This window comes from Halobacterium hubeiense, from assembly GCF_001488575.1.
Classification (GTDB): domain Archaea; phylum Halobacteriota; class Halobacteria; order Halobacteriales; family Halobacteriaceae; genus Halobacterium; species Halobacterium hubeiense.
In genome coordinates this window covers 568,268-591,913 of the sequence record NZ_LN831302.1, presented here as the reverse complement: position 1 = coordinate 591,913, position 23,646 = coordinate 568,268, and the positions used below count along the sequence as shown (strand labels likewise).

Below are 23,646 nucleotides of genomic sequence, written 5' to 3'. Positions count from 1 at the left end.
ACGGGTAGCGTGTGAGGCTTAATTACCTTTCCCCTCGGCGTCGGACGGGCGTCGCACGCGCTCACGCGTCCGCTCGCGGAAGCCGACCGAAACGGAGGTGGTCTCCGTGGTGGTGACGTCGGCCGGCCGGATTTCCGCGCCGTCGATGTCCACCGGTTCACCCCCGGCGAGCTTCCCGAACTTCGGGCCTTCGGGAACGCCGAGTTCGCTGGCGGCGGCGGGGTCGAACGACTCCCGCGTCGCGGTCAGCGTGGCGTCCTCGCGGGTCACGTCGTAGTCGCGCTCCAGAATGTCTGCGACCCGAGCGAGGAACGCGTCGTAGGCGTCGTCGTCGGCGAACGCGGCGGGGCCGGCGAGCCGGTTGCCGTTCTCGTCGGTGGCGTACGCGAGCGCGGTCTCACTTGCTGCCTCGACGGCCGCCTCGGGGTCGGTCGCGTGGACGGCGTCGAGCAGTTCGGCGGGCAGGTCCACGACCGCGTAGCTACCCTCGTAGCCCGTCGCTGGCTCGCCGAAGCGGAGGCCGTCGTCGACCGTCGCGACGTGGTCTTCGGCGCTGTCCACGAGGTCGAGGGGGACCCCGTCGGTCTCCCGGACCCACGTCTCGCTGACGACGCGGTAGCCCAACTCGGAGACGACGCGCTCGACGGCGGGTTTGTCGCCGTCCACGACGGCGTGCTCCGCGCCGCTCGCCTCGAACATCCGCTCGACGACGTCGCGGTGGGCCTCGGGGTCGCCGAGGTCATTCAGACACCAGTCGGCGGCGACGTGGCCGACGCCCCAGTCGGTCTCCCTGACGATGCGCGTGGGGCGGGGCGCGTAGTGCCCGCCGCCGAACGCGACGAGCGCGCGCTCGGAGCGCGCGTCGACGCCGCGGAGGTCGAGGACGGCTTCCGCGACTGCTCTCGCGCCCTCGGGGTCGTCCCACTGCGACTCGTCGCTGCCGAGCTCCACGAACATCGACGGCACGCTGGTCTCGGTGGGACCGTGGTGCGTGCACTCCATCCCGACCTCGTAGCCGTCCGGCGCGTGCTCGCGGAGCGCGTCCACGACCTCGCGGTGGGCGTTCGGGCAGGCGGCCGCGAGCGCGCGGTCCTCGCCGCCGTACTCCGCGTCGCCGAAGTTCCCGGTGTGGTGGGCGGTCAGCAGCGCGCCGGTGTCGCCGGCGTGTCGCGAGACGACCACCACGTAGTCGGGGTCGTCGAACGCCGTCGCCGGGTCGTCGAGGTCGATGTGGAGGTCGTCGAACTCCCGCAGTTCGAAGCCGTCCGCGCGGTAGACGCCCGCGCCGGTCTGCTCGAAGTCGCCGGCCTCCAGCAGCTGCTCGCCGATGTGTTCGGACGCGCTGTCGGCCCGGCTCACGACGATTCCAATCACGGCACGCCGTAGGAGGCGGCCCGTAAAACGACTGCCGTTCCCCGAGGAACTGGCCGGCGGCCGCTACGAGAACGCCGAGCGAGCGCCGTCCGCGGTGACCCGCAGGAGCCGCGCGACGGACTCGCGGCGCTTCACGAGCAGGACGGCGGCGAGCGCGAGGTAGACGGCGGTGTACGCGTAGAGGACGAGGATGCTGAGCTCGGTCGCCCGGGGCTCGGCGACCAGCCGGATGATGCCGAACTCCACGAACACCTGCGTGAGGAACAACACCAGCAGCGTGACGCCCTCCCAGACGGCGATGTTGAGGTTCGCGAGGATGGCGATGGCGAAGAGGCTCTGGGCGGCGGTAATCCAGATTTCGGCGGCCTGCTTCTCGTCGAAGGGGAGCGTGGCGACGCCGCCGTACGCGATGCTGTAGACGACCGCGAGCGTCCCGATGAGCAGCGTCCACTGGTTGAGCTTCGAGGAGATGAGCGCGTTGAACCCGGCCGTCGAGCGCGCCTTGTTCACGAGGTAGACGACGACGATGAGCTCGGGCGCCTCGGAGGCCAGCGGCGCGACCCACTGAATCATGAAGAACGGCGGGATGCCGGCGTTCTCCCCGAGCACTTCGAGGCCGTGCGCGAACGGGTGGACGGCGGTGTAGATGACCGCGCCGGAGAACGCGAACAGCGCGAGGACGGTGGCGACGCGGGCGGGCCGCCGGAACTGCTGGAGGTACGCGGGGACGCCGACGTGTTCGGTGTCGTGGGAGACGTCGCCGCGGATGATGATGGCGATGTACGTCGCGAACAGGCCCACGAGCACGACCGTGTCCACGATGTCGATGCCGCCGCGGAGCGGCACGAGGAAGGCGTAGGCGGTCGCGGCGAGCAGGAACGTGATTTCGGTTGCGATGGCGGGGTCGAGGTTGACGACGCTGCGGAGGCCGCCGCGCTGCTCGACCGCGGCGTCCTTCGAGGAGCGGGCCTTGTAGACGGTGAACAGCGCGACGCCCGACCACCCGAGCCCGATGAGGATGCGGTTCGCGCCGGTCATGTTCGCAACCGCGAGGTTCGCGGCTTCGATGCCGCGGGCGGTCCCGGCGTTCGCGCCGGCGGTCCACGCGTACAGCGCGTCGACGGCGTACTCGGGGGCGACCGCCAGCACCGCCAGCACCGCGATGGCGAACGCGGGCGGGACGTCCTTCTCGGCGGTCTCGGCGCCCCACGCCAGCAGGAACGCCGCCCCGAGGACGGCGACACCGCTGACCGCGACGGTCGTCGGTTCGCCGAACCCGTACGCGTCGGGGCCGCCGGTGAGGAAGACGCCGACCCACGGCGCGGTCAGCAGCGTCGCGAGCGCCAGCGCGGTCAGTGGGTGTTGCAGGCGCTCTCGTAGCATATCAGTACTGTCCGCGAAGCGCTCCCTAACGCTTGTGGTTGGGCTACGGCAGCAGGAAGTAGACGAAGCCGACGTAGCCGGCCAGCAGGCCCGCGCCCTCGACGCGCGTGATGCGGTCGCCGAACGCCATGACGGCGAGCGCGACGACGGTGAACGCCAACATCACGGGGAACTCGTAGCCGATGGTGGACCCGGACACCGTGATGGGGACGAGGACGGCGACGACGCCGATGACCGCGAGCACGTTGTAGATGTTCGACCCGACGACGTTCCCGATGGAGAACTCGGCTTCGCCGCGAATCGCGCTCACGAGCGACGTCGCCAGCTCGGGGACGGAGGTGCCGAACGCGATGATGGTGAGGCCGATGAAGAGGTCGCCGAAGCCCCACGCCTCGAGGACGCCCTTGCCGCCGACGATGAGCGCGCGGGAGCCGGCCAGCAGCAGGACGATGGCGCCGGCGAGCGTGACGTACTCGCGGACGCCCGCGGTCGTGGTCTCCTCGTCCATCTCGACCTCCTCGGGCAGCGCGACGTCGTCGGCCTGCTGGGACTTGTAGTAGAGGTAGCCGGTGAAGCCCGCCAGCAGCGCGAGGAGGACGACGCCGTCGAACGCGGCGATGCTGCCGTCAAGCCCGAGGACGACGAGCGCGACGGCGGCCGTGAACATGAACGGGCCGTGCTGGTAGAGCGTCTTGTCGTCGACTTCCATCGGGCGGACGAGCGCGGACGCGCCGAGGACGAGGCCGATGTTGGCGATGTTCGACCCGACGATGTTGCCGAGCGCGATGCTGTCGGAGGCGGTCAGCGCGCCCGTCGCGGAGACGAACAGCTCGGGCGCCGTGGTGGCGAACGCGACGATGGTGACGCCGACCGTCGCCGCCTTCACGCCGTGGGAGAGCGCGAGCGCGGACGCCGCGGCGACGAGGAACTCGGCGCCGACGTAGAGCAGCAGGATGCCGACGAGCAGTATCGCGCCGTCGACGAGGAGTGTGCCGGCCATACGCCGGGAAACTGGCTCGCGGGCAAAAACGGTTCGGAGTGAGCATCAGTTATAAACGGCGCGTGAGTGCGTCGAGGCGTGCAAGTATTCGGACTCGTCGGGAACCCGGTCGAGCACTCGCTGTCGCCGCCGATGCACGAGGCCGCCTACGACGAACTCGGCATCGACGCCCGGTACGTCACCTTCGAGCCGGCGCGCGAGGACATCGCGGCCGCCGTCGAGGGCGCGGACGCGCTCGGCGTCGCTGGCCTGAACGTCACCATCCCGTTCAAGCAGGCAGTCCTCGACGCCGTCGAGCCGGACGACCTCGCAGCCCGCATCGGCGCGGTCAACACTATCGACTTCTCCGGGGACACAGTCACCGGCCACAACACGGACGCGGAGGGCGTGCGGCGGTCGTTCGCCCACCACGGCGTCGAACTGGACGGCCGCGACGCGGTCGTCGTTGGGGCGGGCGGCGCGGGCCGCGCGGCGGCGTTCGCGCTCGCCGACGCGGGAGCGGCGGTCAGCATCGCCAACCGAACCGTCGAAACGGCGGAACTGCTGGCCGACGACGTCGGAGATGCGGCGTCCGCACACGGCCTCGACGCGCTCCCCGAACTGCTCGCGGACGCCGACGTGCTCGTGAACGCGACGAGCGTCGGGATGGAGGAGGACGAGTCGCCCGTTCCGGCGGACGCGCTCCACGCCGACCTCGCAGTGCTGGACGCGGTGTACGCGCCGCTGGAGACGCGGCTGCTCCGGGACGCCGACGCCGCGGGCGCGACCACGATAGACGGCGCGTGGATGCTCCTCTTCCAGGGCGTCGCGGCGTTCGAACTGTGGACGGGTCGAGACGCGCCGATAGCCGCGATGAACGACGCACTGCGCGCGCAACTCTGACTGACGGGCACGGCTTTAAGTGCAGTCGGGAGATATAGCCAGCCAATGGGACTGCTCTCGACACTCAAATCGCTGCTCGGGATGGAGGAGGAGAGCCGCTCCGCCGGGAGCGGCGTCGACGTCACCGTCGAACACGAGCCGGAGGCGGAGTCCGAGCGGGCGGTCAAGGAATCCGACGCAGCGCGCGAAACCGACACTGAGGCCGAACCGGAGGCCGAGGCCGAAGCCGACGCCGACGCGGACGGCGTCGACGAGCCGGTTGCGACGGAGACGGATGCCGCCGCCTCCACGGAGTCGCTGGTGGACGAGGAGCACACCGACGACCCGACGCGGGCCGCCGAACCCGCGGAAGCCGCCAGCGCGGGCGACGAGGAAGCGCCCGAGACGGTCGAGGGCGAGCCGGTCACCGTCCTGAAGGGCATCGGCCCGGCGTACGCCGACCGCCTCGAAGACGCGGGCATCGAGACCGTCGCGGACCTCGCGGCGGCCGACCCGGAGGACCTCGCCGAGCGCGTGGACCTCTCCGCGAAGCGCGTCGGCCGCTGGGTGGACGCCGCCCAGGACCACGACTGATGGCCGCAGCCGCCCCGGCCGGCGCCGACACGTGTACTCGCACGTAGACGGCGAGCTCGTGGCCGCCGAGGACGCCACCGTGAGCGTCCGCGACCGCGGGTTCCAGTACGGCGACGCCGCCGTCGAGACGCTGCGCGCGTACGGCGGCCAGGTGTTCGCGTGGGCCGCCCACGCCAAGCGCCTGCAGGCGACCTGCAACGCGCTCGGCATCGACCACGGGCTCTCCGAGCGCGACCTCCGCGGCCGCGTCCACGCCACGCTCGCCGCCAACGACCTCACGGACGCGCGCGTCCGCCTCACTGTCTCCCGCGGCACCCACTCCGGGTCGCTGACGCCCGACGGCGACGCGGACCCGACGGTCGTCGTCGTCACTGACCCCCTGCCGCGTGGCGGCGTGGACGGCGAACGCGTCTGGAGCGAGCCCGCGACCGCCGTGACCGCCGCGGTCGAGCGCGTCGCCGACGACGCGCTCCCCTCGGTCGCGAAGACCCACAACTACCTCAACGGGGTTCTCGCGCGCATCGACGCCGGCGACGCCGACGAAGCCGTCCTCCTCGACGCCGACGGCCGCGTCACCGGTGGCGCCGCGAGCAACGTCTTCTTCGTCGACGACGACACCCTCCACACGCCCAGCCTCGACCTCCCGGTCAACCCCGGCATCACGCGCTGGGCGGTCCTCGAACTCGCCGACGACCTCGGCGTCCCGGTGGAGGAAGGCCACTACCGGCCCCGAGACCTGCGGAGCGCCGACGAGGTGTTCCTCACGAACACCACGTGGGAGGTCCGACCCGTCGCCGCCTACGACGACACCACCTACACCACGTGCAAGGTCGGCGCGCGGCTCGCTCGCGCGCTCGCCGAAGAAGTCGAAGCGCGGCACTACTAACGCACGTTTTGCGCTGCGGGGGTGCGCCTCCGGCGCACCCCGCTCGGCAAAAACTTGCGGAAAAAGCACTCCTCCTTCGCTTCGTTTCACTCCGCTCAGTCGTCGGCCCGAGCGCTCACTGCTCACGGCTCGCTTCGCTCGCCGCTCGCACGTTCCGAGGCGCTTCGCGCCTCGCGTCGTTCGCGCTCGGTGAACCGCGAGCGCCGTATGGCGCTCGCGGATGCTCGTGAGTGAACAGGCGCAGATTCCGGTACGCTCAAAGCCGCCGAACCGGTAGCCGGGGCCGATGGGAGACGAGCGCATCGCTGCGGTCGAGGAGGTGCCGGCCGACGGGACGCTACTGTACACGGTCGCCGACGGCGGCGACGAGCGCGAGGCCATCCTGTTGAAGCTCTCGGACGGCTCGGTCACGTCGTTCCTGAACTACTGCATGCACTGGACGGACGTGAAACTCGACACGGGCGACGGCGCGCCCGTGCGGAACGGCGACGTGGTCTGCCGGAAGCACGCCGCGACCTTCGAGAAGGACACGGGGGTCTGCACGCACGGCCCCTGCGAGGGCGCGCAACTGGACCCCGTCTCGGTCGAGACCCGTGACGGCGACGTCTACCTCGCAGACGACGACTACGAGTTCGTGCGGACGGGCGTCGAGGACGGCGACCCCGCGGACCTCTCGACGGACCCCGGCGCGCGCCTCGGCTTCTAGACCGCTTCGACGACGAACGCGGGCTCCTCGATGCTCTCGCTCTTGCACTCGGGGCACCGCGACGGCACGTTCACGGGGTCGTCGAAGCCGTCGAACCCGCACTCGCGGCACTCCGGGGGCTTCACGAGCAGTTCCTCGTCGGTCTCCTCCAGCGACTTCGAGAGGTGGCGGACGTGCGTCAGCACCGTGCCGCGGGAGACGCCGAACTCCTCTGCGAGGGCGCTGGGCGTGTCCGGACGCTCGCGGAGCGTGTCGAGGATGCGTTCGCGGGTGGTCTGGTCGTCCATGCCCGCAAGTGGACACCTGGATGAAAAAGGACTTATCGGACGCACGGCACCGTCGGGGTATGAAAGCCGTCGTCCTCGCCGGCGGGTACGCGACCCGGTTGTGGCCCATCACGAAACACCGACCGAAGATGTTCCTCCCCGTCGGGGACTCGACAGTCATCGACGAAATCTTCGCCGACCTCGAAGCCGACGACCGCATCGAGGATGTGTTCGTCTCCACGAACGAGCGCTTCGCGGAGGACTTCCGCGAGTACCTCGCCGACAGCGAGTTCCAGAAGCCGACGCTGACCGTCGAAGACACCTCCGAGGAGGACGAAAAGTTCGGCGTCGTCGGCGCGCTCGCCCAGCTGGTCGACCGCGAGAACGTCGACGACGACCTCGTGGTGGTCGCCGGCGACAACCTCATCAGCTTCGACATCGCGGAGTTCGTTGACTTCTTCGAGGCGAAGGCGACGCCCGCGCTGGCCGCCTACGACGTCGGCAGCCTCGAACGAGCGAAGTCCTACGGGCTCGTGGACCTCGACGGCGACGAGGTCGTGGACTTCCAGGAGAAGCCCGAACACCCCAAGAGCACGCTCGTCTCCATCGCGTGCTACGCGTTCCCGCGGGAGACGCTGCCCGACCTCGACCGGTACCTCGACGAGGGCGAGAACCCCGACGAGCCCGGCTGGTTCATGCAGTGGCTCCAGAACCGCCAGTCCGTCCACGCGTTCACCTTCGAGGGCGCGTGGTTCGACATCGGCACGCCGGAGTCGTACCTCGACGCCGTGCGCTGGAAGCTCGACGGCGAGAACCTCGTCAGCGACGACGCCGTCGTCGAGAACACCACCATCGGCGAGAACGTCCACGTGATGGGCGACGCCGAACTCCGCAACTCCAGCGTGGACAACTCCGTCATCTTCCCGAACGCCACCCTGCACGACTGCGACGTCCGCGACTCCATCATCGACGAGCAGACCCACCTCGAAGACATCGACTTCGCGGGCGCGCTCATCGGCGCGCACACCACGATTTCCAACGGCGAGTAACCCCTAGCAGACGGACTTGGCGTTGACGCCCATCGACTCCAGCGCCGCGACGTACTCCTCGTAGGCGACGCTCACGACCTCGATAGCCGCGTCGCTCGCGCGCTCGACGGCCGCCTCGTCTTCCGCTACGTCCGCGAGCAGGGCGATTGCGGTCTCGGTGTCGGCCTCCGTGTCGCGCCGCAGGTCCCGGAACAGGTCCGCGCGGCCCTCGTCGGCCTGATTCACGAAGTAGCTCACGAACTGCGCGAGCGTGCGCTCGGCGACGAGGCCGCGGCCGACGACCGCGCCGGCCTGCTCGATTGGGTCGTCCAGCCCGCGGAGGAAGTCGTGGACGGCGCCCGGGTCGGCGGCCACGTCCTCGCCGAGTTCCCCGGCGACGCGCTCGTAGTGGTCGCGCTCGCGCTCCGCAAACGCGGCGAACGTCTCGGCGGCGTCGCCGGACGCGTCCGCCGCCCACTCGGCGAACACGTCGGCCGCGGCGGCCTCGCTGGCGGCGGCCGCGCGCAACACCGTCTCGTCGTCGAGGGTCGCGTCCGTGAGCGCGACGAGGCGCTTCGAGGAGCCGAGGCGGTCCAACTCCGTCTCCGCCGCGGCCGCGACGCCGTCGCGGAAGTCGTCGGTCATGCCGCCGAGTTCGCGCGCCGTCCACGTGAGCTTTTGGCACGCGAGAGCGTACGTCCGCTCGTGACTTCGCCAGCCATCACGCCGCGCGACCTCTACGACCGCATCCGGAGCGGGGACGTCTCCGTGCTGGACGTCCGCGACCGCGACGAGTTCGACGCGTGGCACGTCGACGGGCCGGGCGTGACCGCCGCTCACGTCCCCTACATGCAGTTCGTCTCCGCGCAGGTCGCCGGCGACCCCGCCGCCCTCGTCCCCGACGAACTGGACGAACCCATCGTCGCTGTCTGCGGGGTCGGCGAGGCCAGCGACGAGGTCGCGGCGATGCTCCGCGAGGCGGGCGTGGACGCCGTGAACCTCGCCGGCGGGATGGACGCGTGGGGCGACCTCGTGGTCGCGCACGACCTCGGCGGCGTCGTCCAGTACGAGCGCCCGTCGTCGGGCTGTCTCTCCTACCTGCTCGCGGACGGCGACGAGGCGGCGGTCGTGGACCCGCTGGCGGCCGCGAGCGAGCGGTACGCCGAAGACGCCGCCGACCGCGGCCTCGACGTCCGCTGGGCCGTGGACACGCACGTCCACGCCGACCACTTCTCCGGCGTCCGTGCGCTCGCCGCGGAGACGGACGCCGAGCCCGTGCTGCCGGCGGGCGCGACCGAGCGCGGCCTCGACTACGACGCGACCCTGCTCGCGGACGGCGACGCGCTCTCGATTGGGGGGCGTGACCTCGTGGCGCGGCACGCGCCCGGCCACACCACCGAACTCGTCGTCTTCGAGTGGGGCGACGCGGTGCTCACCGCCGACTGCCTGTTCCTCGACGGCGTGGGCCGCCCGGACCTCGAAGACGCCGACCGCGCCCGGGAACTCGCGGGCCGGCAGTACGACACGCTCCACGACTCGATTTTCGCGTACCCGGACGACGAGCGCGTGCTCCCCGGGCACGTCGAGGCGACGACGCCGCTCGCGGACGACGGGTTCGCTCGCAACCTCGGCGCAGTTCGGGAGTCGCTCGCCGTCGCGGACCTGTCGCGCGAGGCGTTCGTGGACGCGCTCACGACGGACCTGCCGCCGCGGCCGGCGAACTACGAGGCAATCGTCGCGACGAACCTCGGGCGGCGGGAGATAGACGAGGGGACGCTAGAACTGGAGCGCGGGCCGAACAACTGCGCGGTGTCCTCGACGTGAGTCAGTCGTCGTCGGCCGCGGGCGCGGCCGCGGCGGCGTCGTCCTCGATGCTCGGCGGGTACTTCCCGCGGTCGAGCTTGAGGTCGGACTGCGGGCGCGCCATGCACGTCAGCGCGTAGTTCTCGGCTTCCTCCTCGGTGAGCCCGCGGGCGGCGGGCTGGGTGACGTCGCCGGCTTCGATTTTCGCGGAGCAGGCCAGACACATCCCGACGCGGCAGGAGTACTCCTGGGCGATGCCTTCTTCGAGGCACGCCGACAGAATCGTCTCCTTGTCGGAGACCTGAATCTCCTCGCCGGTCCCGACGAACTCGACGGTGTACTCGGTCATGGCTGGCGCTACCACGAGAGCGGGTAAAACTCTTTATTCGTCCGTGTCCGCGCGGCGAGGACAGATTGTACGTAAAGAGTTTTCCTCGCGGGCGCGAACCCGAACAGTATGACCACCCACGAGTACGACGTCGCCGTCGTCGGCGCCGGCACCGCGGGCTGTTACACGGCCGCGACCGTCGCCAACGCCGGCTACGACGTCGCCGTCGTCGAGCGAAAGTCCGAGGAGGAAGCCGGACACATCGCCTGCGGCGACGCCCTGAAGGGCGCGGACGCGTTCCCCGAGGCCATCCCGAAGGAGCGACTGGAGCCGGCGTTCACGAACACGGGCGTCGACCACGGCCGCTTCGAGATTCCCCAGGAGGACACCGTCCTCGAAATCCCCGTCCCCGGCGAGCTGGCGGTCATCGACCGCTGGGAGTACGGCCGGCAGATCATCGCGGCGACCGAGGACGCGGGCGCGGACTTCTACTACGACGTCGTCGTCCAAGACGTGCTGCAGGAAGACGACGGCACCGTCACCGGCGTGAAGGGCACGCGGAAGGGCACCAGCCACGAGTTCGACGCGGACGTCGTCATCGACGCGGCGGGCGCGCTCTCCATCCTGCAGGACAAGACGGACTTCTCGAACGCGACCTTCGACACGAACGTCTCGTACTCGCAGTTCTGCTCGGCGTACCGCGAAATCATCGAGGTGCCCGAGGAGGTCGAGTGGGACGACGCGCTCGTGTTCAAGCCCACCGAGCGCGCCGCCGGCTACCTCTGGTACTTCCCGCGGACGAGCACCGAAATCAACGCGGGGCTGGGCTTCCAGATGACCGAGGAGCCGATGGAGCTGGTCGACGACCTCAAGCGGGACCTCCGCCAGCGCGAGGAGTTCGAGGGCGGCGAGGTCGAGGACAAGCTCGGCGCGGCGCTGCCGACGCGGCGGCCCTACGACTCCGCGACCGCGCCCGGCTACATGGCGGTCGGCGACGCCGCCGCGCACGTCAACCCGACCACGGGCGGCGGCATCGCGGGCGCGGCGTACGCCGGCAAGTACGCCGCCGAGGCCGCCATCGACGCCATCGAGGCCGGCGACGTCTCCGAGGAGATGCTGTGGTCGTACAACGAGCGCGTGATGGACCACTACGGCGCGCGCTACGCCGCCCTCGACGTCTACAACATCCTCTCGACGGCGGTGGACGTCGACGACCTGATGGGACTGCTCGCGTCGCTCCCCGGCGAGAAGCTCGCGGAAGCGCTGTACGGCGGCAGCACGGAGTTCAGCCTCCGGCTGAAGGTCGTCACCGCGCTGAAGTCGTTCGGCTACTGGTCGAACATCTGGGAGTTCTACAAGACCAAACAGCAGGCCGACCGCCTCCTGGAGCACTATGAGGACTACCCCTCCAGCCCGGACGCGCTCGCGGACTGGCAGGCCCGGCGGGACGACATCATGGACGACGTCTACGAGGTCACCGGCGCCGAGCCGAAGTACTGACTACGGCTGTTCTTCGCCGACCCGCAGAATCGCGTTCGTGAGGCTCTCGACGCCGATGCCGATGGAACGCTCGTCCACGTCGAACGTGGACGTGTGGTGGCCGCCGGGGTGGTCGGTGCCGACGCAGACGTAACACGCCAGCCCGCCCTGTTCTTGCACGCGGTTCATGAGGAACGTGGCGTCCTCGCTGCCGCCGAGGTCGTCGCGCTCGGTGACGGTCTCCACGCCCGCGACGTCGGCGGCTTCCGCGCCGAACACCTCCCGGAGTTCGTCGTCGCTTTCGGCGCTGGGGGCTTCGCCCTCCGTGGAGAGTTCGACCTCGCAGTCGTGCATCTCCGCGGCCGAGCGCAGCACGCGGTCGGCCTTCTCCTTCATGTAGCGCATCAGCTCGGTGGTCTCGCCGCGCACCTCGCCCTCGACGAACGCGTCCTCGGGGATGATGTTCGTCGCGGTGCCGCCGCCCGCGCGCCCGGCGTTCACGCGGGTGGCGCCGCCGTCGTGGCGCGGAATCGCGTAGAGGTTCTGGATGGCGGTGGCCATCGCCTGCACGGCGTTGCGGCCCTGCTCGGGGTGGGCGCCGGCGTGCGCGGGCTCGCCCTCGAACTCCGCGAGCAGGTGGCTCACCGCGAGGAAGCCGTCGATGCCCGCGACGACCTCCCCGGTGGGGTGGTCGAGGCCGAGGTGGACCGCGTAGAGGTAGTCCACGTCGTCGAGGTGGCCGCTCTCCGCGAGTGCTTTCCCGCCGCCGACGCGCTCCTCGGCGGGCTGGAAGACGACCTTGAACGTCCCCGCGAAGTCGCTGTTCGCGACTGCTTCGAGGACGCCGACGCCGATGGCGGCGTGGCCGTCGTGGCCGCAGGCGTGCATCTGCCCCTCGTGCTCGGAGCGGAACCCCTCGCTGGCTGGGTGGTGGTCGCCGTCCTCGGACTCGGTGATGTGGAGCGCGTCGATGTCCACGCGCAGCGCGACCGTCGGCCCCTCGCCGCGTTCGAGGACCGCGATAGCGCCGGTGTGGCCGCCCTCCAGCTGTTCGAGGATGTCGGGGTCGGCGCCGTCCTCGCGCGCTCGCTCGAACCACTCCGCGAGCTCGTCCCCGTCGGGCACCGCCATCCGCGCGTCCGGGTCGATTGCGTCGCGGCCGACGTGGAGTTCATCTACCCCGATTCGCCGGCACTCCTCGACGATGCGCGCGGTCGTGTAGAACTCACACCACGCCGGCTCCGGGTGGCGGTGGAGGTCGCGTCGCAGCGCCACCAGCCGCTCGGTCGCGTCAGCGCTCATGTCTCGGGGGAGGCGCGGCCGTCACATAAACCGTCACGTATCGGCGGGCTCACGGTGTAGGTTTTTAATACGTGCGGCGAAGTGAGGGAAACACGTATGGCAACCGACGACAGCGAAGCGGCGGACGAACTACACGAGCCCGGCGAGGGCGGCGGCCACGACATCGAGTTCTACGGTGGCCGCATCGCGAGCGCGATACCGCTCGCGCTCTTCGTCGTGTGGGCCATCTTCCAGAGCGGCGTCCTGCAAGTCAGTGACACGACTGGACTGGTCATCGGCATGCTCGCGGCGCTCGTCGTGGGCATGTTCTTCACGAAGGGGTCGTGGGCGACGTACGCCAACACCATCTTCGAGGGAATGACACAGCGCGTCGCCGCCACCGCCATCGTCGCGTGGCTGTGGGCGGGGATGTTCGCGCAACTGCTCCAGGACGGCGGGTTCGTGCAGGGGCTCGTCTGGGCCGCCGACGTGGCGAGCGTCTCCGGCCCGCTGTTCCCCGCGGTCACGTTCCTGCTGGCCGCGCTGTTCACCACCGGTATCGGCACCGGCTACGGCGGGGCCATCGCGTTCACCTCTCTGTTCTACCCCGCGGGCGTGCTGCTCGGCGCCAACCCCGTGTTGCTGTTCGGCGCCATCCTCTCCGGGGCCGTCTTCGGGGACAACCTCGCGCCCGTCAGCGACACCACCATCGTCTCCGCGGTCACCCAGGACGCCGACATCGGCGGCGTCGTCGCATCCCGGTTCAAGTACGCCATCCTCGCCGCGGTGCTGGCGTTCGCCGGCTACGTCGTCGCCGGTCAGATGATGCCCGGGTCGGACGTCGCCGCGACCGCCAGCGCCTCTCTCGACGGCCAGCCGCTCGGGCTCGTCCACGTGCTCTCGATGCTACTGGTCATCGGCCTCGCGGTCGCGGGCCGCCACATCGTCGAAGCGATTTCGTGGGGCATCATCCTCGCGCTCGTGTTCAACGTCGGCTCGACGGTCCTCGCGTCGCGGGGCGTCATCGAGAGCGGGCTCCAGAGCGCGCCCGCGCTGCTGTTCCGCGCGCCCGCCAGCTCCGGGCTGGCACAGTCGCTGGAGTGGCTGCCGTTCGTCCTCGTCGTCGAGGACGGCACCGGCGTCACGGGCAGCCTCTACAGCGGCGCGTCCGGGTTCTTCCCGCTCATCGTGCTCACGCTGCTCATCGTCGCCGGCGCCCGCATCATGATTCAGGGCGGCGGCTTCGAGGCGATTCAGTCGTTCCTGCTGAACCGCGTCGCGACGAACGTCCGCCGCGCCGAGACCACGATGGTGCTCGGCACCGCGTTCGTCAACTCCATGATTACCATCAACACCGCCGCCGAAATCGCCATCGCGCCGTACATCGCGCGCATCGGCGAGCGGTTCAACATCAACGGCTACCGGCGCGCGAACATCCTCGACGCCAACACCAGCGCGCTCGGATACATCTTCCCGTGGGGCGGCGGCGTGCTCGCCGGCTACGGGGCGATGCGCTCGCTCGGCGACACCATCCCCGTCGTCAACCCCATCGACGTCTGGCCGTTCGTCTTCCACGGCTGGCTGCTGTTCTTCGTCTTCCTGGCGGCCGCCGTCACGGGGTACGGGCTGGAGTACGTTAGCGACCGCGAGTCCGAGGAGGTGAGTCGCGCATGACGCTCGGCTCGTTCCTCGCGGGCGTCGGCTTCCGCACGAACACGCCGAGCTTCGAGGCCGGCGTGGAGCTTACGGCGTTCGTCACCGGCGTCGAGGACGGGTCGGCCGTCGCGCGCATCGGCGACTCGAAGCTCCGCATCTCGAACGCGCCCGACGACGCCGTCGACACGCTCGTCCGGCTGCGCGTCGAGGGGTTCAACGACGACACCCACGTCGGGCAGGCGGAGTACCTCGAAACCGTCGGCGAGAGCTCGTTCTAAGCTCGTCGGCGCCGCTGTCGCGTTTCGAGTCGGTCGCAGAAGAGTCGCAGAGAGAGAAGACCCAGCTACGAGGAGCCCAGCGGCTTCACTTGCTCCAGTTCGGCTTCGACGTGGACGCTGTCCGGGAAGTCCCGCTCCATGATGTCGCGGGCGAGGTCGTCGTGGCCGTACAGTTCGATGCGGCGGCGGTAGACCGTGTACGTCCACACGCCCTGTTTGCCGTCGTCGCGGCCGTTCAGCGAGTCGTACAGCGGGACGGACTGCTCGGCGGGCGTATCGGAGTGGGGTCCTTTCATTTCCGCGCCCTTCCGACGGCACGTCGTCTTGATGTCGGAGACGACGCCGTCGAGGGCGGCTCGGTCGCCGCTCTTCAGAGAGAGTTTTGTGACGAAGGTCATGGCTGGGGGTGCTGTGCGATTCCACGCGCTCCACCGTGAAAAAGCGTGTGCTTGGGCGGCTGGGCGTGTCAGGTACCCACCCACTCCGACATTCTCTTAACTGGTCGCCTACTACTCCGTGTTAATGACGGTCGAAGCGACCAGCGCCGGAGCCATCTTGTTCCGCGACACGCGGGACCGGCGCGAATACCTCCTCCTGAAGAGCCGGCCCGGGGACTGGGAGTTCCCGAAGGGCGGCGTGGAGGGGGACGAAGAGCTCCAGCAGACGGCTATCAGAGAGGTACAGGAGGAAGCCGGCATCGAGGACTTCCGGCTCTTGGACGGCTTCCGAGACGACTACGACTACGTGTTCGAAGCGAACGGCACTCGCATCCACAAGACGGTCCACCTGTTCGTCGCGAAGTCCTTCGAGGCCAGCGCCGAACTGTCGAACGAGCACTCGGACCTGCAGTGGCGCGACTACGAGCAGGCCATCAACACGATCACGCAGGACGGCCCGCGGGACATCCTCCGGGACGCCCACGAGTTCATCGACGAGCAGCTCGAAGAAGCCTGACCGGCCTCCCACCGGTCGCTATTTTACGCCGTGTAGCGACGCCGTTACTCTAGGGAGACGACGACCTTCCCCTGGTGGTCGCCGGCTTCGACGTAGCGGTAGGCCTCCCGTACCTCGTCGAAGTCGAACACGCGGTCGATTTCGGGCTGGAGTTCGTCGCCGGCCATCGCGGCGAGCATCCGGTCGAACATCGCGCGGCTGCCGACGCCCATCGACCCCTCGACGCGCAACGCCTTCCCGAGAATCGGGCCGGGGTGGACGACCGCTTCCTGGTCGGCGAGCACGCCGATGACGTGGACGTGCCCGCCGAAGCCAGCGGCCTCAAGCGACTGTTCGAGCGTGCCCGCGCCGCCGACCTCGATGACGTGCTCGACGCCGCCGGTCTGCTCGGCGACCACTTCGCCCCACTCAGGGGTCTCCTCGTAGTTGATGGTGACGTCCGCGCCGAGTTCGCGCGCGCGGTCGAGCTTCTTGTCGCTGGAGGAAGTGACGACGACGTCGGCGCCGCGGGCGGACGCGAACTGCGTCGCGAACGTGGAGACGCCGCCCGTGCCGAGCGCCAGCACCGTCTCGTCGGCGGCGAGGTCGCCGTTCTCGACGAGTTCGCGCCACGCCGTCAGGCCGGCGCAGGACAGCGCCGCGCCCTGCTCGTAGGAGAGGTAGTCGGGGAGGACGGGGAGGCTGTCCGCGGGGAACGTGGCGTACTCGGCGAGCGCGCCGTCCACGTTCCCGCCCGTGGTGCGCTGGACCTTCTCGGGTTCGACGGGGCCGTCCACCCAGTCGGGCGCGAACGGCGTCGCCACGCGGTCGCCCTCCGAGAGCCGCTCGACGTCCTCGCCGACCGCCACGACGTCGCCAGCGCCGTCCGACAGCGGCACGACTGGGAGGCTCGCGCCGGGGTAGGTCAGTTCGCTGTTCGCGATGGCGAGGTCGCGGTAGTTCAGCGACGCCGCCCGCACGCGGACGAGCGCCTCGTCGGCGGCGGGTTCGGGGCGCTCGCGCTCGACTTCCACGACGCCCTCGTAGTTCGGGTCTCCCTCCTGGACTTCGTAAGCTCGCATACTAGTCCGTACTCTCGTGTGGTACTTCCGAGCGCTGCTCGTCGCGGGTTCCGCCGGTTCTCCGGAGCGCCAGCGAAAGACGTAGGTGGGTCGGCGGCCCCACGTCCGGCGTGGCCGACTCCGAGTTCGCGTTCGAACTGCGCGTCTGCGCGTGGGCGGAGCGACACTGGCACCCCGACGGCGAGCGCCCCTGCATCGTCGCGCGCCAACTGGGCACGAAGCGGCGGCGCTGGGACACCGTCGTCGTGGAAGTGGACCCCGAAGCGCTCGAAGCGCGCGCGAACTTCGGCCCCGAGCGGCTGAACTCGGACCTCCTGCACGTCGTCCGGAACGCGCCCGCGGACTGGGCGTTCTACCGGGACGCGCTCCCGCACCCGGGCTACCCGTGGCGCTACGTTCGCGAGGCGATTCACGAGGCCGCCGATCGCGACATCGTGGAGACGCGGCGGAACGGGAACAAGATAGAGCTCAAGCGGAAGTGGCCGTACCCCGACTGGGTGCGGCGAATCGTCGCCATCGAGAACAAGCCGGACCTCGACGCGTCGGCGGCGGACGCGCTCGCCGACCAACTCCAGCGGGATGTCGCGCTCGGGCTCGCCGACGAGGTGTGGCTGGCGACCGAGTCCAGCGACGAGCGCGGCGCCGAGCGCGCGCTGTTCGCGGAGATGCCCGTCGAAGCCGGCGTCCTCACGTTCGCGGACGGCGAGGCGTCCGTGGCGTGGCACCCGCGGTCGCTGGCCCCCGCGTCCGTCGGCACCAGAATCACCGAGCGGCCGTCGGACAGCGAGTTCGACAACTCGCCCGCGAGCTTCGAGTACGTCGACGCCGACTGGAAGGCACAGAAGCGCCTCGAAATCGCCGAGCGCGCGTACGAGCGCGGCTGGCGGTCGTATCTGGACACGATGCGGCCGGACTGCCGGCACTTCGCGGTTCGGCGCGGCGAACACGGCTACGTGCCGTACTGCGCGGCGAAAGAGCGAGAACAGACGGCCGCGGAGTGCTCGGGGTCGTGTCCCGACTACGAGCCCGAGCCGCCGACGTGGCGGCAGGGCGAGTGGCCAATCGAGGGCGGGCCGGGAGCCGCGATTCGGCGCGTCATGGACGACCGCCGGCGGCGCCAGCGAGAATAGCTACGCTTCCGAGGCGGACTGCTCGCCGTCGCGCTCCGCGACGTTCACGTCCTCGCGTGCGACCGCGAGCTTGTACGTCGGGACCGTGCGGTGTTCGACGGTGACGATGCCCTTGCGCTTGAGCGTCTGGAGCGCGCGCCGGACGTCCGCGGATTCGAGGTCGGGGACGTCGAACTCGTCGCGGACCGCGTGCAGCACCGAGACGACGCTCTCCGCGCGCTCGTCCGGGCCGGCGATGACCGCGAACACGCGGCGCTCGTTCTCGGACATGTGGACGGCGGGCGCCTCGCCGCTCTCGGGCGCCTCCCCGACGAGTTCGGCCGCCTCCGCGGTGGCGCGAATCAGGCTGTTCTCGTCGCGGTAGTAGTAGTCCCGCAGCTCCGACTCGAGGTACTGGTGGACGTCGCTGCCGCTTTCCATGTCCCAGCGGTCCTGGAGCACGCCGTTTTTCGTCGGCTGGAGTTCCACGATGTCCGCCAGCCGCTCGCGGTCCTCCTCGGAGAGGGTCATGCCAGTCGGTACTCAGCGCCGGTATTTCGGGCTTGCGAAGACCCCGGGCATTATTTGCGCCGTCCACGTCCACGCGCACATGGCAGACACAGTCCGCTCCGAGTTCGACGACGGCGTCGCGACCGTCACTATCGACCGCCCCGAGAGCCTGAACGCGCTCAACGTCGAGACGCTGCACGCGCTCCACGACGCCGTCGACGAGGCCGAACGGCGGGGCACCCGCGTGCTCGTGCTCACGGGCGCCGGCGACGACGCGTTCGTCGCGGGCGCGGACATCTCCCACATGGCGGAGATGGACACCCAAGAGGCCCACGAGTACGCCGAACTCGGCCACGACCTCGCGGACGCAATCGAGTCGTTCCCCGCGCCCGTCATCGCGGCCATCAACGGCTACGCGTTCGGCGGCGGGATGGAGCTGGCGCTGGCCTGCGACCTCCGCGTCGCCAGCGAGACCGCCGTCATGGGCCAGACCGAAATCGACCTCGGCATCGTCCCGGGGTGGGGAGCGACCCAGCGGCTCCCCCAACTGGTGGGCGACGAGACCGCGCGCCGCCTGATTTACTTCGGCGACCGCCTCGACGCCACCGACGCCTACGAGGAGGGCCTCGTCGGCGAGGTCGTCGCGCACGACGAACTCGACGACCACGTCGCCGACCTCGCCGCCGACCTCGCGAGCAAGTCACAGACCGCGCTCGGCGCCGCCAAGGACGCCATCAATCAGAGCCACGAGACGCCGCTCGACGCCGGACTGGAGTACGAGCGCCGGACGTGGGCGAGCCTGTTCGGCAGCCACGACCAGCGCGAGGGGATGCAGGCGTTCCTCGAAGACCGCGAGCCCGACTTCGAGTAGGCCGTTCCGAGGGCAACAGTTAGGACCGTAGGTCTGGTAGCACACACCATGGGACGAGAAGTCAAACTCAACGAACTCCACGCGGAACTCGACTCGCTCACCTACCCCGCCACCCGCGAGGACGTCCTCGCGGAGTACGACGAGGTCGTCCTCCGGTACGCCGACGGCGAGGAGTCGCTGCGGGACGTCGTCGGGCGCGTCACCGAGGACGTGTTCGTCGACCCCGACGACCTCGAAGCGGCCATCTACAACAACCTCCCCACCGAGGCCGTCGGCGAGCCCGGCCAGTCGGAGGGCGACGGCTGAAACAGGGGGCTTAACTTACAGGACGGCGTTCACGTGGTATGGAGTTCTGCGACGAGTGCGGCTCGATGATGAAAGCGGAGGACGACCTCTGGGTCTGCGGTAGCTGCGGGAACAAACAGCCGAAAGACCCCGACGCCTCGTTCGTCGTCACCGAAGGGCAGGAGGAGACCGAAATCGTCGACGTCAGCGACGCCCAAGACCGCGGGCTACCGACGACGGAAGTGGTCTGCCCGAACTGCGAGAACGACCGAGCCCACTGGTACATGCAACAGATTCGGTCCGCCGACGAATCCGAGACGCGCTTTTTCATCTGCACGGAGTGCGAACACCGCTGGCGCGAAGACGACAACTAAGAGGACCTTTTTACTGCGGGGGGTGCGCCGTAGGCGCACCCCCGTCTGCTCACGGCGCTTTGCGCCGTTCGCACGGCCAGCGGGACCTCCGGTCCCGCTCGGCTCGCAAAAAGCTACGCTAAAAACTCCCTGCGCTCACTTGCGACGCTCGTTCGCGCAGTGAACCGCTCGCTTCGCTCGCGGATGCTTGGGGACGCCATCACCTGACCGGCCGCTACGCGGGCGGACATTCAAATACGAGAACGCGACCAGCCCCGGCTATGCAGTAATCGAGTACGGGACGGTGGATGCGGCGAGGCGGCGAGCCGTCCCCGAAACCGAGCCGCCGGACAGCTACGGGTTCCGCGCGAACGTCAGGTAGCCGGTGTGGCCGACGCCCGCCGTCGACGGCCGCGAGCCACGCTCGTCGAGGTCCATCTCCCGCTGAATCGTCTCGACAGTCTCCACGTTCGCCAGGCCCGCGTCCTCGGCGGCGAGGTTGACCTCGCGGGCGTCCTCCACGAACGGCGAGTAGACGGCGGCGTAGCCGCCCGAGACCAGCAGGTCGGCCGCGCGCTCGACGACCGTCGGCGCGTTCTCCGTGTCCAGCGTCAGCAGGTCGAACTCCGCGAGGTCGTCGAGGTGGTCGGTCACGTCGCCCGTGCGGACGTCCACCGCGTCCGCGACTTCGGCGAGTTCCATATTCCCCCGCGCGACCTCGGCGAACTCGGAGTCGCGCTCGTAGGTCACGACGTCCGCGCCCAGTCGGCCGAGGTAGGCGGCGAGCACGCCGGTCCCGGTGCCGGCGTCGAGCACGCGGTCGCCCCGCGACGCCCCCGTGTGGCCGACGACCAGCCCGATGTCCTTGGGCATCATCGGCGCGCCCGTCCGGTCGAGGTGGTTGAACAGGTCCGGACCGCGCAGCTCCCGGACCGTGAACGGCTCGCCGAGGTGCGTCTCTACCGTGTCGCCGGCTTCGACGCTCTCCGGGACGTCGATGACGCCGAGGTCGGTGTGGACTTCGTCGCCCGGCGCAGCGAGGAACTCCCGGTCCTCCCGAACGAGCAGAATCACTCCAGCCGGGAGATGGCCGCGGCGAGGTCGCCGTCGGTCGCCTCCAGCGCCGCTCGCGCGTCGGCCTCGGTGGCGCCGGTGCGCTGGACGACCAGCTCGACGTCGTCCTGCGGGATGCCCGCCTCGTCGGACTCCGTGGACTCCGCGGACTCCGCCTCGGCCTCGATTTCGCCGGCGCTCTCGACGGTCTCGGGCTCGCCGATAATCTGGTAGGTCTCCTGGCCGCGGGCGTCCATCTTCGTGACGTCCGGATCGTCGAAGACGAGCTGGTCGCCGTCGGCCTGCTTGATGACGACCTCGGTGGCATCGATCTCGTCGACGTCGATGCCCATCTGTTTCATCATCTGCTGCATCTTCTGGGGGTTCATGCCGCCTCCGCCAAACATGCCCGGAGCGTCGCGTCGCGGCGTGAAAAGGGTGACGAACGACCCCTTGTGGCACTCGGTCGCTTCGCTCGTCCGGGGACTACTTCTGGACGCTATCCCGCACCATCACTGCCATCCCGGTGTCGAAGTCGAGCATCGAGCCGGCGTCCAGTTCCGCGCGGCCGACCGCCAGCAGGTCGCCGCGCTCGTGGACGACCGCGACTTCGTCGTCGGCGCGGACGTCCGGGTCGACGGTCTGGACGAACTTCGCGAAGACGTTCTTCCCGTCGCGGACGAACGGCTCGCTGTCGTCGCCGACGACCACTCGGGCCGCGGGATGTGCGAGGTTGTCGACGAGCCGGCGGCCGCCGGCTGCGCCGAGCGTGAAGCGGCCGTCCATCCCGACGGAGACGAGCCGGGCGCCGTCGTCGCGGGCGACCTGCTGGGGGCGGCCGGTGGTCGAGCGCTGCACCTCGAAGCGTTCCTCCGGCGGGAACAGCGCCGCGCCCGCGCCGGCTCCGAACTGGTAGTCGGCGACGGTCCGCAGCGAGTGCACGTCCGCGTCCTGCATACCTCGACGGTCGGCTGGCGGGCGTAAAGCCACTTCGTTCGCGTCCGCGAAGTGGATGCGTTTATGTGGTGTGGGACGCAACCCGGAGCCATGAACACGACCGCGAAAATCGGGATTGCGGCGGTGCTGCTCGCTGTCGGTACCGCGATGTTGGTGTGGGCGAGCCTCGACCCGTCGGGGACGACGACGCTGCTCGCCGTGGCGGGCGTCGCGACGACGCTGCTGGCGGCCGGGTCGCTGCTGATGGGTTCGACCGGCACCGACGGCCGGATGGTCTAGAGCAGGAACGTCTCTTCTCGCTCGCTGAGGTCGACGAACGCGTCCGCGACCTCGATGAGTTCCTCGGCCGTAGACTCCCCGAAGGCCATCACTTCCACGCGCACGCCCTCGTGGCGGAGGTGGTTGCAGAGCCGCGAGAAGTCGCCGTCGCCCGTGCAGAGCACGACGGTGTCGACGTGGTCGGCGAGCGTCACCGCGTCGAGGCTCATGCCGACGTCCCAGTCGGCCTTCTTGGAGCCGTCGCCGAACGTCTTGATGTCCTTGATCTTCGTCTCGAAGCCGATGTCCCGGAGCGCGTCGAAGAAGCTGTCCTCGTCTTCAGCCTGCGCGCGGATGACGTACGCGATGGCGCGCGTGAGTTCCCGTCCCTGCACGGCCTTCTCGAGCAGCGAGGAGTAGTCGATGTTCCGAGAGTAGACGCTCTGCGCGGAGTGATAGAGGTTCTGCGAGTCGGCCAGCACGGCGACCCGCTGCCCCGGTTGGATTGGAGCCATACGCGCCGTACGCGCCGCCGCCGTAAAGAAGGTACGCGACCGGCCGGTCAGGCGGGCGGCGTCTCGTGGCGCGTCAGCGACAGCGAGTCGGGGTCCAGTTCGTAGTACGACTCCCACGCGGGGGCGAGCGAGACCACGCGCGTCGGACCGAACTCGCTCTCGGCGTGCTCGTGGTGGTGGCCGACCAGACAGAGCTCCGGTTCGAGCGCGTCGAGGATATCGTCGATGTGCTCGCAGCCGACCTCGTAGTCCTCGGTGACCGGGAGGCCGTGGGGGGCTTCGTGGGCGAGGAAGACGTCCACGTCGTCGAGCCGCTTGGCCCGTTCGACGTCCTCGCGGACGAAGTGGCGGCGGCGGTCGTCGTAGAGCTGCTCGCGGGACTTCTCGAACTGCGTGGGCGCGTAGTTCCCGGAGAGGCCGGCGACGCGCAGGCCGGCGACGGTCTCGGCGGTGCTGTGGAGGAGGTAGGCGTTCGAGACGTCGTCGCTCTCGATGCGGCCGTGACGCAGCGCCTCGACGACGTCGAAGTCCTCGTTGTTGCCGCCGATGAAGTAGGTGGGAATCGGGAGGTCGTAGTACATGATGTCCCCGGCCTGGAGCGCGACGTCGGCGTCAGCCGCGCGGTACGCGGCGAACAGCGACTGCCGCCGGTCGGGCGTGCTCGCGTGTGCGTCCCCGAGGACTAGCATCTACACGGACCTGCGGTCAGACGCGGCAAAAAGCTCTCGATGCGTCGCTCGGCAGTCCTTGCGTGCGGCGACAACTCTTTGTTCCCCGATACCCACACTTGTGCGTAT

30 protein-coding genes are annotated in these 23,646 nt (G+C 69.7%); 15 read left to right on the top strand and 15 right to left on the bottom strand.

Annotation, left to right across the window (positions count from 1 at the left end; genetic code table 11):
- Positions 1 to 18 precede the first annotated feature (18 nt).
- The 3 genes from HHUB_RS02950 to HHUB_RS02940 form a co-directional block, all read right to left on the bottom strand.
- Positions 19 to 1,374 carry a D-aminoacyl-tRNA deacylase gene (locus HHUB_RS02950; RefSeq protein ID WP_059056096.1) on the bottom strand — a complete coding sequence of 452 codons (1,356 nt, stop codon included), beginning with the start codon at positions 1,372 to 1,374 and terminating at the stop codon, positions 19 to 21.
- 63 nt (positions 1,375 to 1,437) lie between these two features.
- Positions 1,438 to 2,757: a sodium:calcium antiporter gene (locus tag HHUB_RS02945; protein ID WP_059056094.1), complete on the bottom strand. Its 1,320-nt coding sequence runs from the start codon at positions 2,755 to 2,757 to the stop codon at positions 1,438 to 1,440.
- A gap of 43 nt (positions 2,758 to 2,800) precedes the next feature.
- Positions 2,801 to 3,757, bottom strand: a complete 957-nt coding sequence (locus HHUB_RS02940) for a calcium/sodium antiporter (protein WP_059056092.1) — start codon at positions 3,755 to 3,757, stop codon at positions 2,801 to 2,803.
- A 78-nt stretch (positions 3,758 to 3,835) separates the two neighbouring features.
- On the opposite strand from HHUB_RS02940, the gene HHUB_RS02935 reads away from it, so the two are divergent.
- The 4 genes from HHUB_RS02935 to HHUB_RS02920 all read left to right on the top strand — a co-directional run bounded on the left by HHUB_RS02935 (position 3,836) and on the right by HHUB_RS02920 (position 6,804).
- Positions 3,836 to 4,639 (top strand): shikimate dehydrogenase, encoded by an 804-nt coding sequence (locus HHUB_RS02935; protein ID WP_059056090.1) that lies wholly within the window; start codon positions 3,836 to 3,838, stop codon positions 4,637 to 4,639.
- A 45-nt stretch (positions 4,640 to 4,684) separates the two neighbouring features.
- Entirely contained in the window at positions 4,685 to 5,212 is a 528-nt protein-coding gene (locus tag HHUB_RS02930) for a helix-hairpin-helix domain-containing protein (protein ID WP_059056088.1), read from the top strand.
- 31 nt (positions 5,213 to 5,243) lie between these two features.
- A complete protein-coding gene (locus HHUB_RS02925) occupies positions 5,244 to 6,098 on the top strand; it encodes an aminotransferase class IV (protein WP_059056086.1) in 855 nt (284 codons plus the stop codon).
- A 286-nt stretch (positions 6,099 to 6,384) separates the two neighbouring features.
- Positions 6,385 to 6,804: a Rieske (2Fe-2S) protein gene (locus HHUB_RS02920; protein WP_059056084.1), complete on the top strand. Its 420-nt coding sequence runs from the start codon at positions 6,385 to 6,387 to the stop codon at positions 6,802 to 6,804.
- Here HHUB_RS02920 and HHUB_RS02915 read toward each other — a convergent pair.
- Positions 6,801 to 7,091 (bottom strand): transcriptional regulator, encoded by a 291-nt coding sequence (locus HHUB_RS02915; protein ID WP_059056082.1) that lies wholly within the window; start codon positions 7,089 to 7,091, stop codon positions 6,801 to 6,803. The genes HHUB_RS02920 and HHUB_RS02915 overlap by 4 nt on opposite strands.
- Positions 7,092 to 7,150: 59 nt before the next feature.
- On the opposite strand from HHUB_RS02915, the gene HHUB_RS02910 reads away from it, so the two are divergent.
- The gene (locus tag HHUB_RS02910; RefSeq protein WP_059056079.1) at positions 7,151 to 8,119 is read left to right on the top strand and encodes a sugar phosphate nucleotidyltransferase; all 969 of its coding nucleotides are present in this window, start codon (positions 7,151 to 7,153) and stop codon (positions 8,117 to 8,119) included.
- Between the two features lie 3 nt (positions 8,120 to 8,122).
- Here HHUB_RS02910 and HHUB_RS02905 read toward each other — a convergent pair whose 3' ends face one another.
- Positions 8,123 to 8,743, bottom strand: a complete 621-nt coding sequence (locus tag HHUB_RS02905) for a hypothetical protein (protein ID WP_059056077.1) — start codon at positions 8,741 to 8,743, stop codon at positions 8,123 to 8,125.
- Between the two features lie 60 nt (positions 8,744 to 8,803).
- Here HHUB_RS02905 and HHUB_RS02900 point away from each other — a divergent pair, with 60 nt between their 5' ends.
- The gene (locus HHUB_RS02900) at positions 8,804 to 9,922 is read left to right on the top strand and encodes an MBL fold metallo-hydrolase (RefSeq protein WP_059056075.1); all 1,119 of its coding nucleotides are present in this window, start codon (positions 8,804 to 8,806) and stop codon (positions 9,920 to 9,922) included.
- Between the two features lies 1 nt (position 9,923).
- On the opposite strand, the gene HHUB_RS02895 is transcribed toward HHUB_RS02900, so the two are convergent.
- The gene (locus HHUB_RS02895; protein WP_059056073.1) at positions 9,924 to 10,250 is read right to left on the bottom strand and encodes a 2Fe-2S iron-sulfur cluster-binding protein; all 327 of its coding nucleotides are present in this window, start codon (positions 10,248 to 10,250) and stop codon (positions 9,924 to 9,926) included.
- A 108-nt stretch (positions 10,251 to 10,358) separates the two neighbouring features.
- Between HHUB_RS02895 and HHUB_RS02890 the strand changes: the two genes are divergently transcribed.
- Complete coding sequence (locus HHUB_RS02890) at positions 10,359 to 11,729, top strand: geranylgeranyl reductase family protein (protein WP_059056071.1); 1,371 nt, start codon at positions 10,359 to 10,361, stop codon at positions 11,727 to 11,729.
- Here the strand turns inward: HHUB_RS02890 and HHUB_RS02885 are convergent, their stop codons facing one another.
- Positions 11,730 to 13,010 (bottom strand): amidohydrolase, encoded by a 1,281-nt coding sequence (locus HHUB_RS02885; RefSeq protein WP_059056069.1) that lies wholly within the window; start codon positions 13,008 to 13,010, stop codon positions 11,730 to 11,732. It lies immediately after the preceding gene.
- A 96-nt stretch (positions 13,011 to 13,106) separates the two neighbouring features.
- Between HHUB_RS02885 and HHUB_RS02880 the strand changes: the two genes are divergently transcribed.
- A complete protein-coding gene (locus HHUB_RS02880; RefSeq protein ID WP_059056066.1) occupies positions 13,107 to 14,663 on the top strand; it encodes a Na+/H+ antiporter NhaC family protein in 1,557 nt (518 codons plus the stop codon).
- Complete coding sequence (locus tag HHUB_RS02875; RefSeq protein ID WP_059056064.1) at positions 14,660 to 14,923, top strand: DUF7513 family protein; 264 nt, start codon at positions 14,660 to 14,662, stop codon at positions 14,921 to 14,923. Before HHUB_RS02880 ends, HHUB_RS02875 begins: the two co-directional genes overlap by 4 nt.
- A gap of 65 nt (positions 14,924 to 14,988) precedes the next feature.
- Here the strand turns inward: HHUB_RS02875 and HHUB_RS02870 are convergent, their stop codons facing one another.
- On the bottom strand, positions 14,989 to 15,321 hold the full coding sequence (locus HHUB_RS02870) for an uS10/mL48 family ribosomal protein (protein ID WP_059056062.1): 333 nt from the start codon (positions 15,319 to 15,321) through the stop codon (positions 14,989 to 14,991).
- 124 nt (positions 15,322 to 15,445) lie between these two features.
- Here HHUB_RS02870 and HHUB_RS02865 point away from each other — a divergent pair, with 124 nt between their 5' ends.
- A complete protein-coding gene (locus tag HHUB_RS02865) occupies positions 15,446 to 15,877 on the top strand; it encodes a bis(5'-nucleosyl)-tetraphosphatase (protein ID WP_059056059.1) in 432 nt (143 codons plus the stop codon).
- Between the two features lie 44 nt (positions 15,878 to 15,921).
- Here HHUB_RS02865 and HHUB_RS02860 read toward each other — a convergent pair whose 3' ends face one another.
- Complete coding sequence (locus HHUB_RS02860; protein ID WP_059056057.1) at positions 15,922 to 16,938, bottom strand: zinc-dependent alcohol dehydrogenase family protein; 1,017 nt, start codon at positions 16,936 to 16,938, stop codon at positions 15,922 to 15,924.
- 110 nt (positions 16,939 to 17,048) lie between these two features.
- Between HHUB_RS02860 and HHUB_RS02855 the strand changes: the two genes are divergently transcribed.
- Entirely contained in the window at positions 17,049 to 18,068 is a 1,020-nt protein-coding gene (locus tag HHUB_RS02855) for a DUF5787 family protein (RefSeq protein WP_059056055.1), read from the top strand.
- On the opposite strand, the gene HHUB_RS02850 is transcribed toward HHUB_RS02855, so the two are convergent.
- Entirely contained in the window at positions 18,069 to 18,578 is a 510-nt protein-coding gene (locus HHUB_RS02850; protein WP_059056053.1) for a DUF5797 family protein, read from the bottom strand.
- 79 nt (positions 18,579 to 18,657) lie between these two features.
- Between HHUB_RS02850 and HHUB_RS02845 the strand changes: the two genes are divergently transcribed.
- From HHUB_RS02845 to HHUB_RS02835, 3 genes are read left to right on the top strand one after another with little or no spacing between them, the layout of a single operon-like run.
- Positions 18,658 to 19,428 (top strand): enoyl-CoA hydratase/isomerase family protein, encoded by a 771-nt coding sequence (locus HHUB_RS02845; protein ID WP_059056051.1) that lies wholly within the window; start codon positions 18,658 to 18,660, stop codon positions 19,426 to 19,428.
- Positions 19,429 to 19,476: 48 nt separating this feature from the next.
- Positions 19,477 to 19,734, top strand: coding sequence for a DUF5789 family protein (locus HHUB_RS02840; protein ID WP_059056049.1), 258 nt, complete (start codon positions 19,477 to 19,479; stop codon positions 19,732 to 19,734).
- A 38-nt stretch (positions 19,735 to 19,772) separates the two neighbouring features.
- On the top strand, positions 19,773 to 20,087 hold the full coding sequence (locus HHUB_RS02835) for a transcription factor S (RefSeq protein ID WP_059056047.1): 315 nt from the start codon (positions 19,773 to 19,775) through the stop codon (positions 20,085 to 20,087).
- A gap of 333 nt (positions 20,088 to 20,420) precedes the next feature.
- On the opposite strand, the gene HHUB_RS02830 is transcribed toward HHUB_RS02835, so the two are convergent.
- The 3 genes from HHUB_RS02830 to HHUB_RS02820 form a co-directional block, all read right to left on the bottom strand.
- Entirely contained in the window at positions 20,421 to 21,140 is a 720-nt protein-coding gene (locus HHUB_RS02830; protein WP_059056045.1) for a tRNA (adenine-N1)-methyltransferase, read from the bottom strand.
- Positions 21,137 to 21,526 (bottom strand): nascent polypeptide-associated complex protein, encoded by a 390-nt coding sequence (locus HHUB_RS02825; protein ID WP_059056043.1) that lies wholly within the window; start codon positions 21,524 to 21,526, stop codon positions 21,137 to 21,139. The genes HHUB_RS02830 and HHUB_RS02825 overlap by 4 nt, the downstream gene beginning before the upstream one ends.
- A gap of 79 nt (positions 21,527 to 21,605) precedes the next feature.
- Complete coding sequence (locus HHUB_RS02820) at positions 21,606 to 22,076, bottom strand: PUA domain-containing protein (RefSeq protein WP_059056041.1); 471 nt, start codon at positions 22,074 to 22,076, stop codon at positions 21,606 to 21,608.
- A gap of 90 nt (positions 22,077 to 22,166) precedes the next feature.
- Here HHUB_RS02820 and HHUB_RS02815 point away from each other — a divergent pair, with 90 nt between their 5' ends.
- Positions 22,167 to 22,355 (top strand): hypothetical protein, encoded by a 189-nt coding sequence (locus tag HHUB_RS02815; RefSeq protein WP_059056039.1) that lies wholly within the window; start codon positions 22,167 to 22,169, stop codon positions 22,353 to 22,355.
- On the opposite strand, the gene HHUB_RS02810 is transcribed toward HHUB_RS02815, so the two are convergent.
- Together HHUB_RS02810 and HHUB_RS02805 are read right to left on the bottom strand one after the other, a co-directional pair.
- Positions 22,352 to 22,849 carry a LabA-like NYN domain-containing protein gene (locus tag HHUB_RS02810; protein WP_059056037.1) on the bottom strand — a complete coding sequence of 166 codons (498 nt, stop codon included), beginning with the start codon at positions 22,847 to 22,849 and terminating at the stop codon, positions 22,352 to 22,354. The genes HHUB_RS02815 and HHUB_RS02810 overlap by 4 nt on opposite strands.
- A gap of 47 nt (positions 22,850 to 22,896) precedes the next feature.
- Entirely contained in the window at positions 22,897 to 23,538 is a 642-nt protein-coding gene (locus tag HHUB_RS02805; protein ID WP_059056035.1) for a metallophosphoesterase family protein, read from the bottom strand.
- Positions 23,539 to 23,646 lie beyond the last annotated feature (108 nt).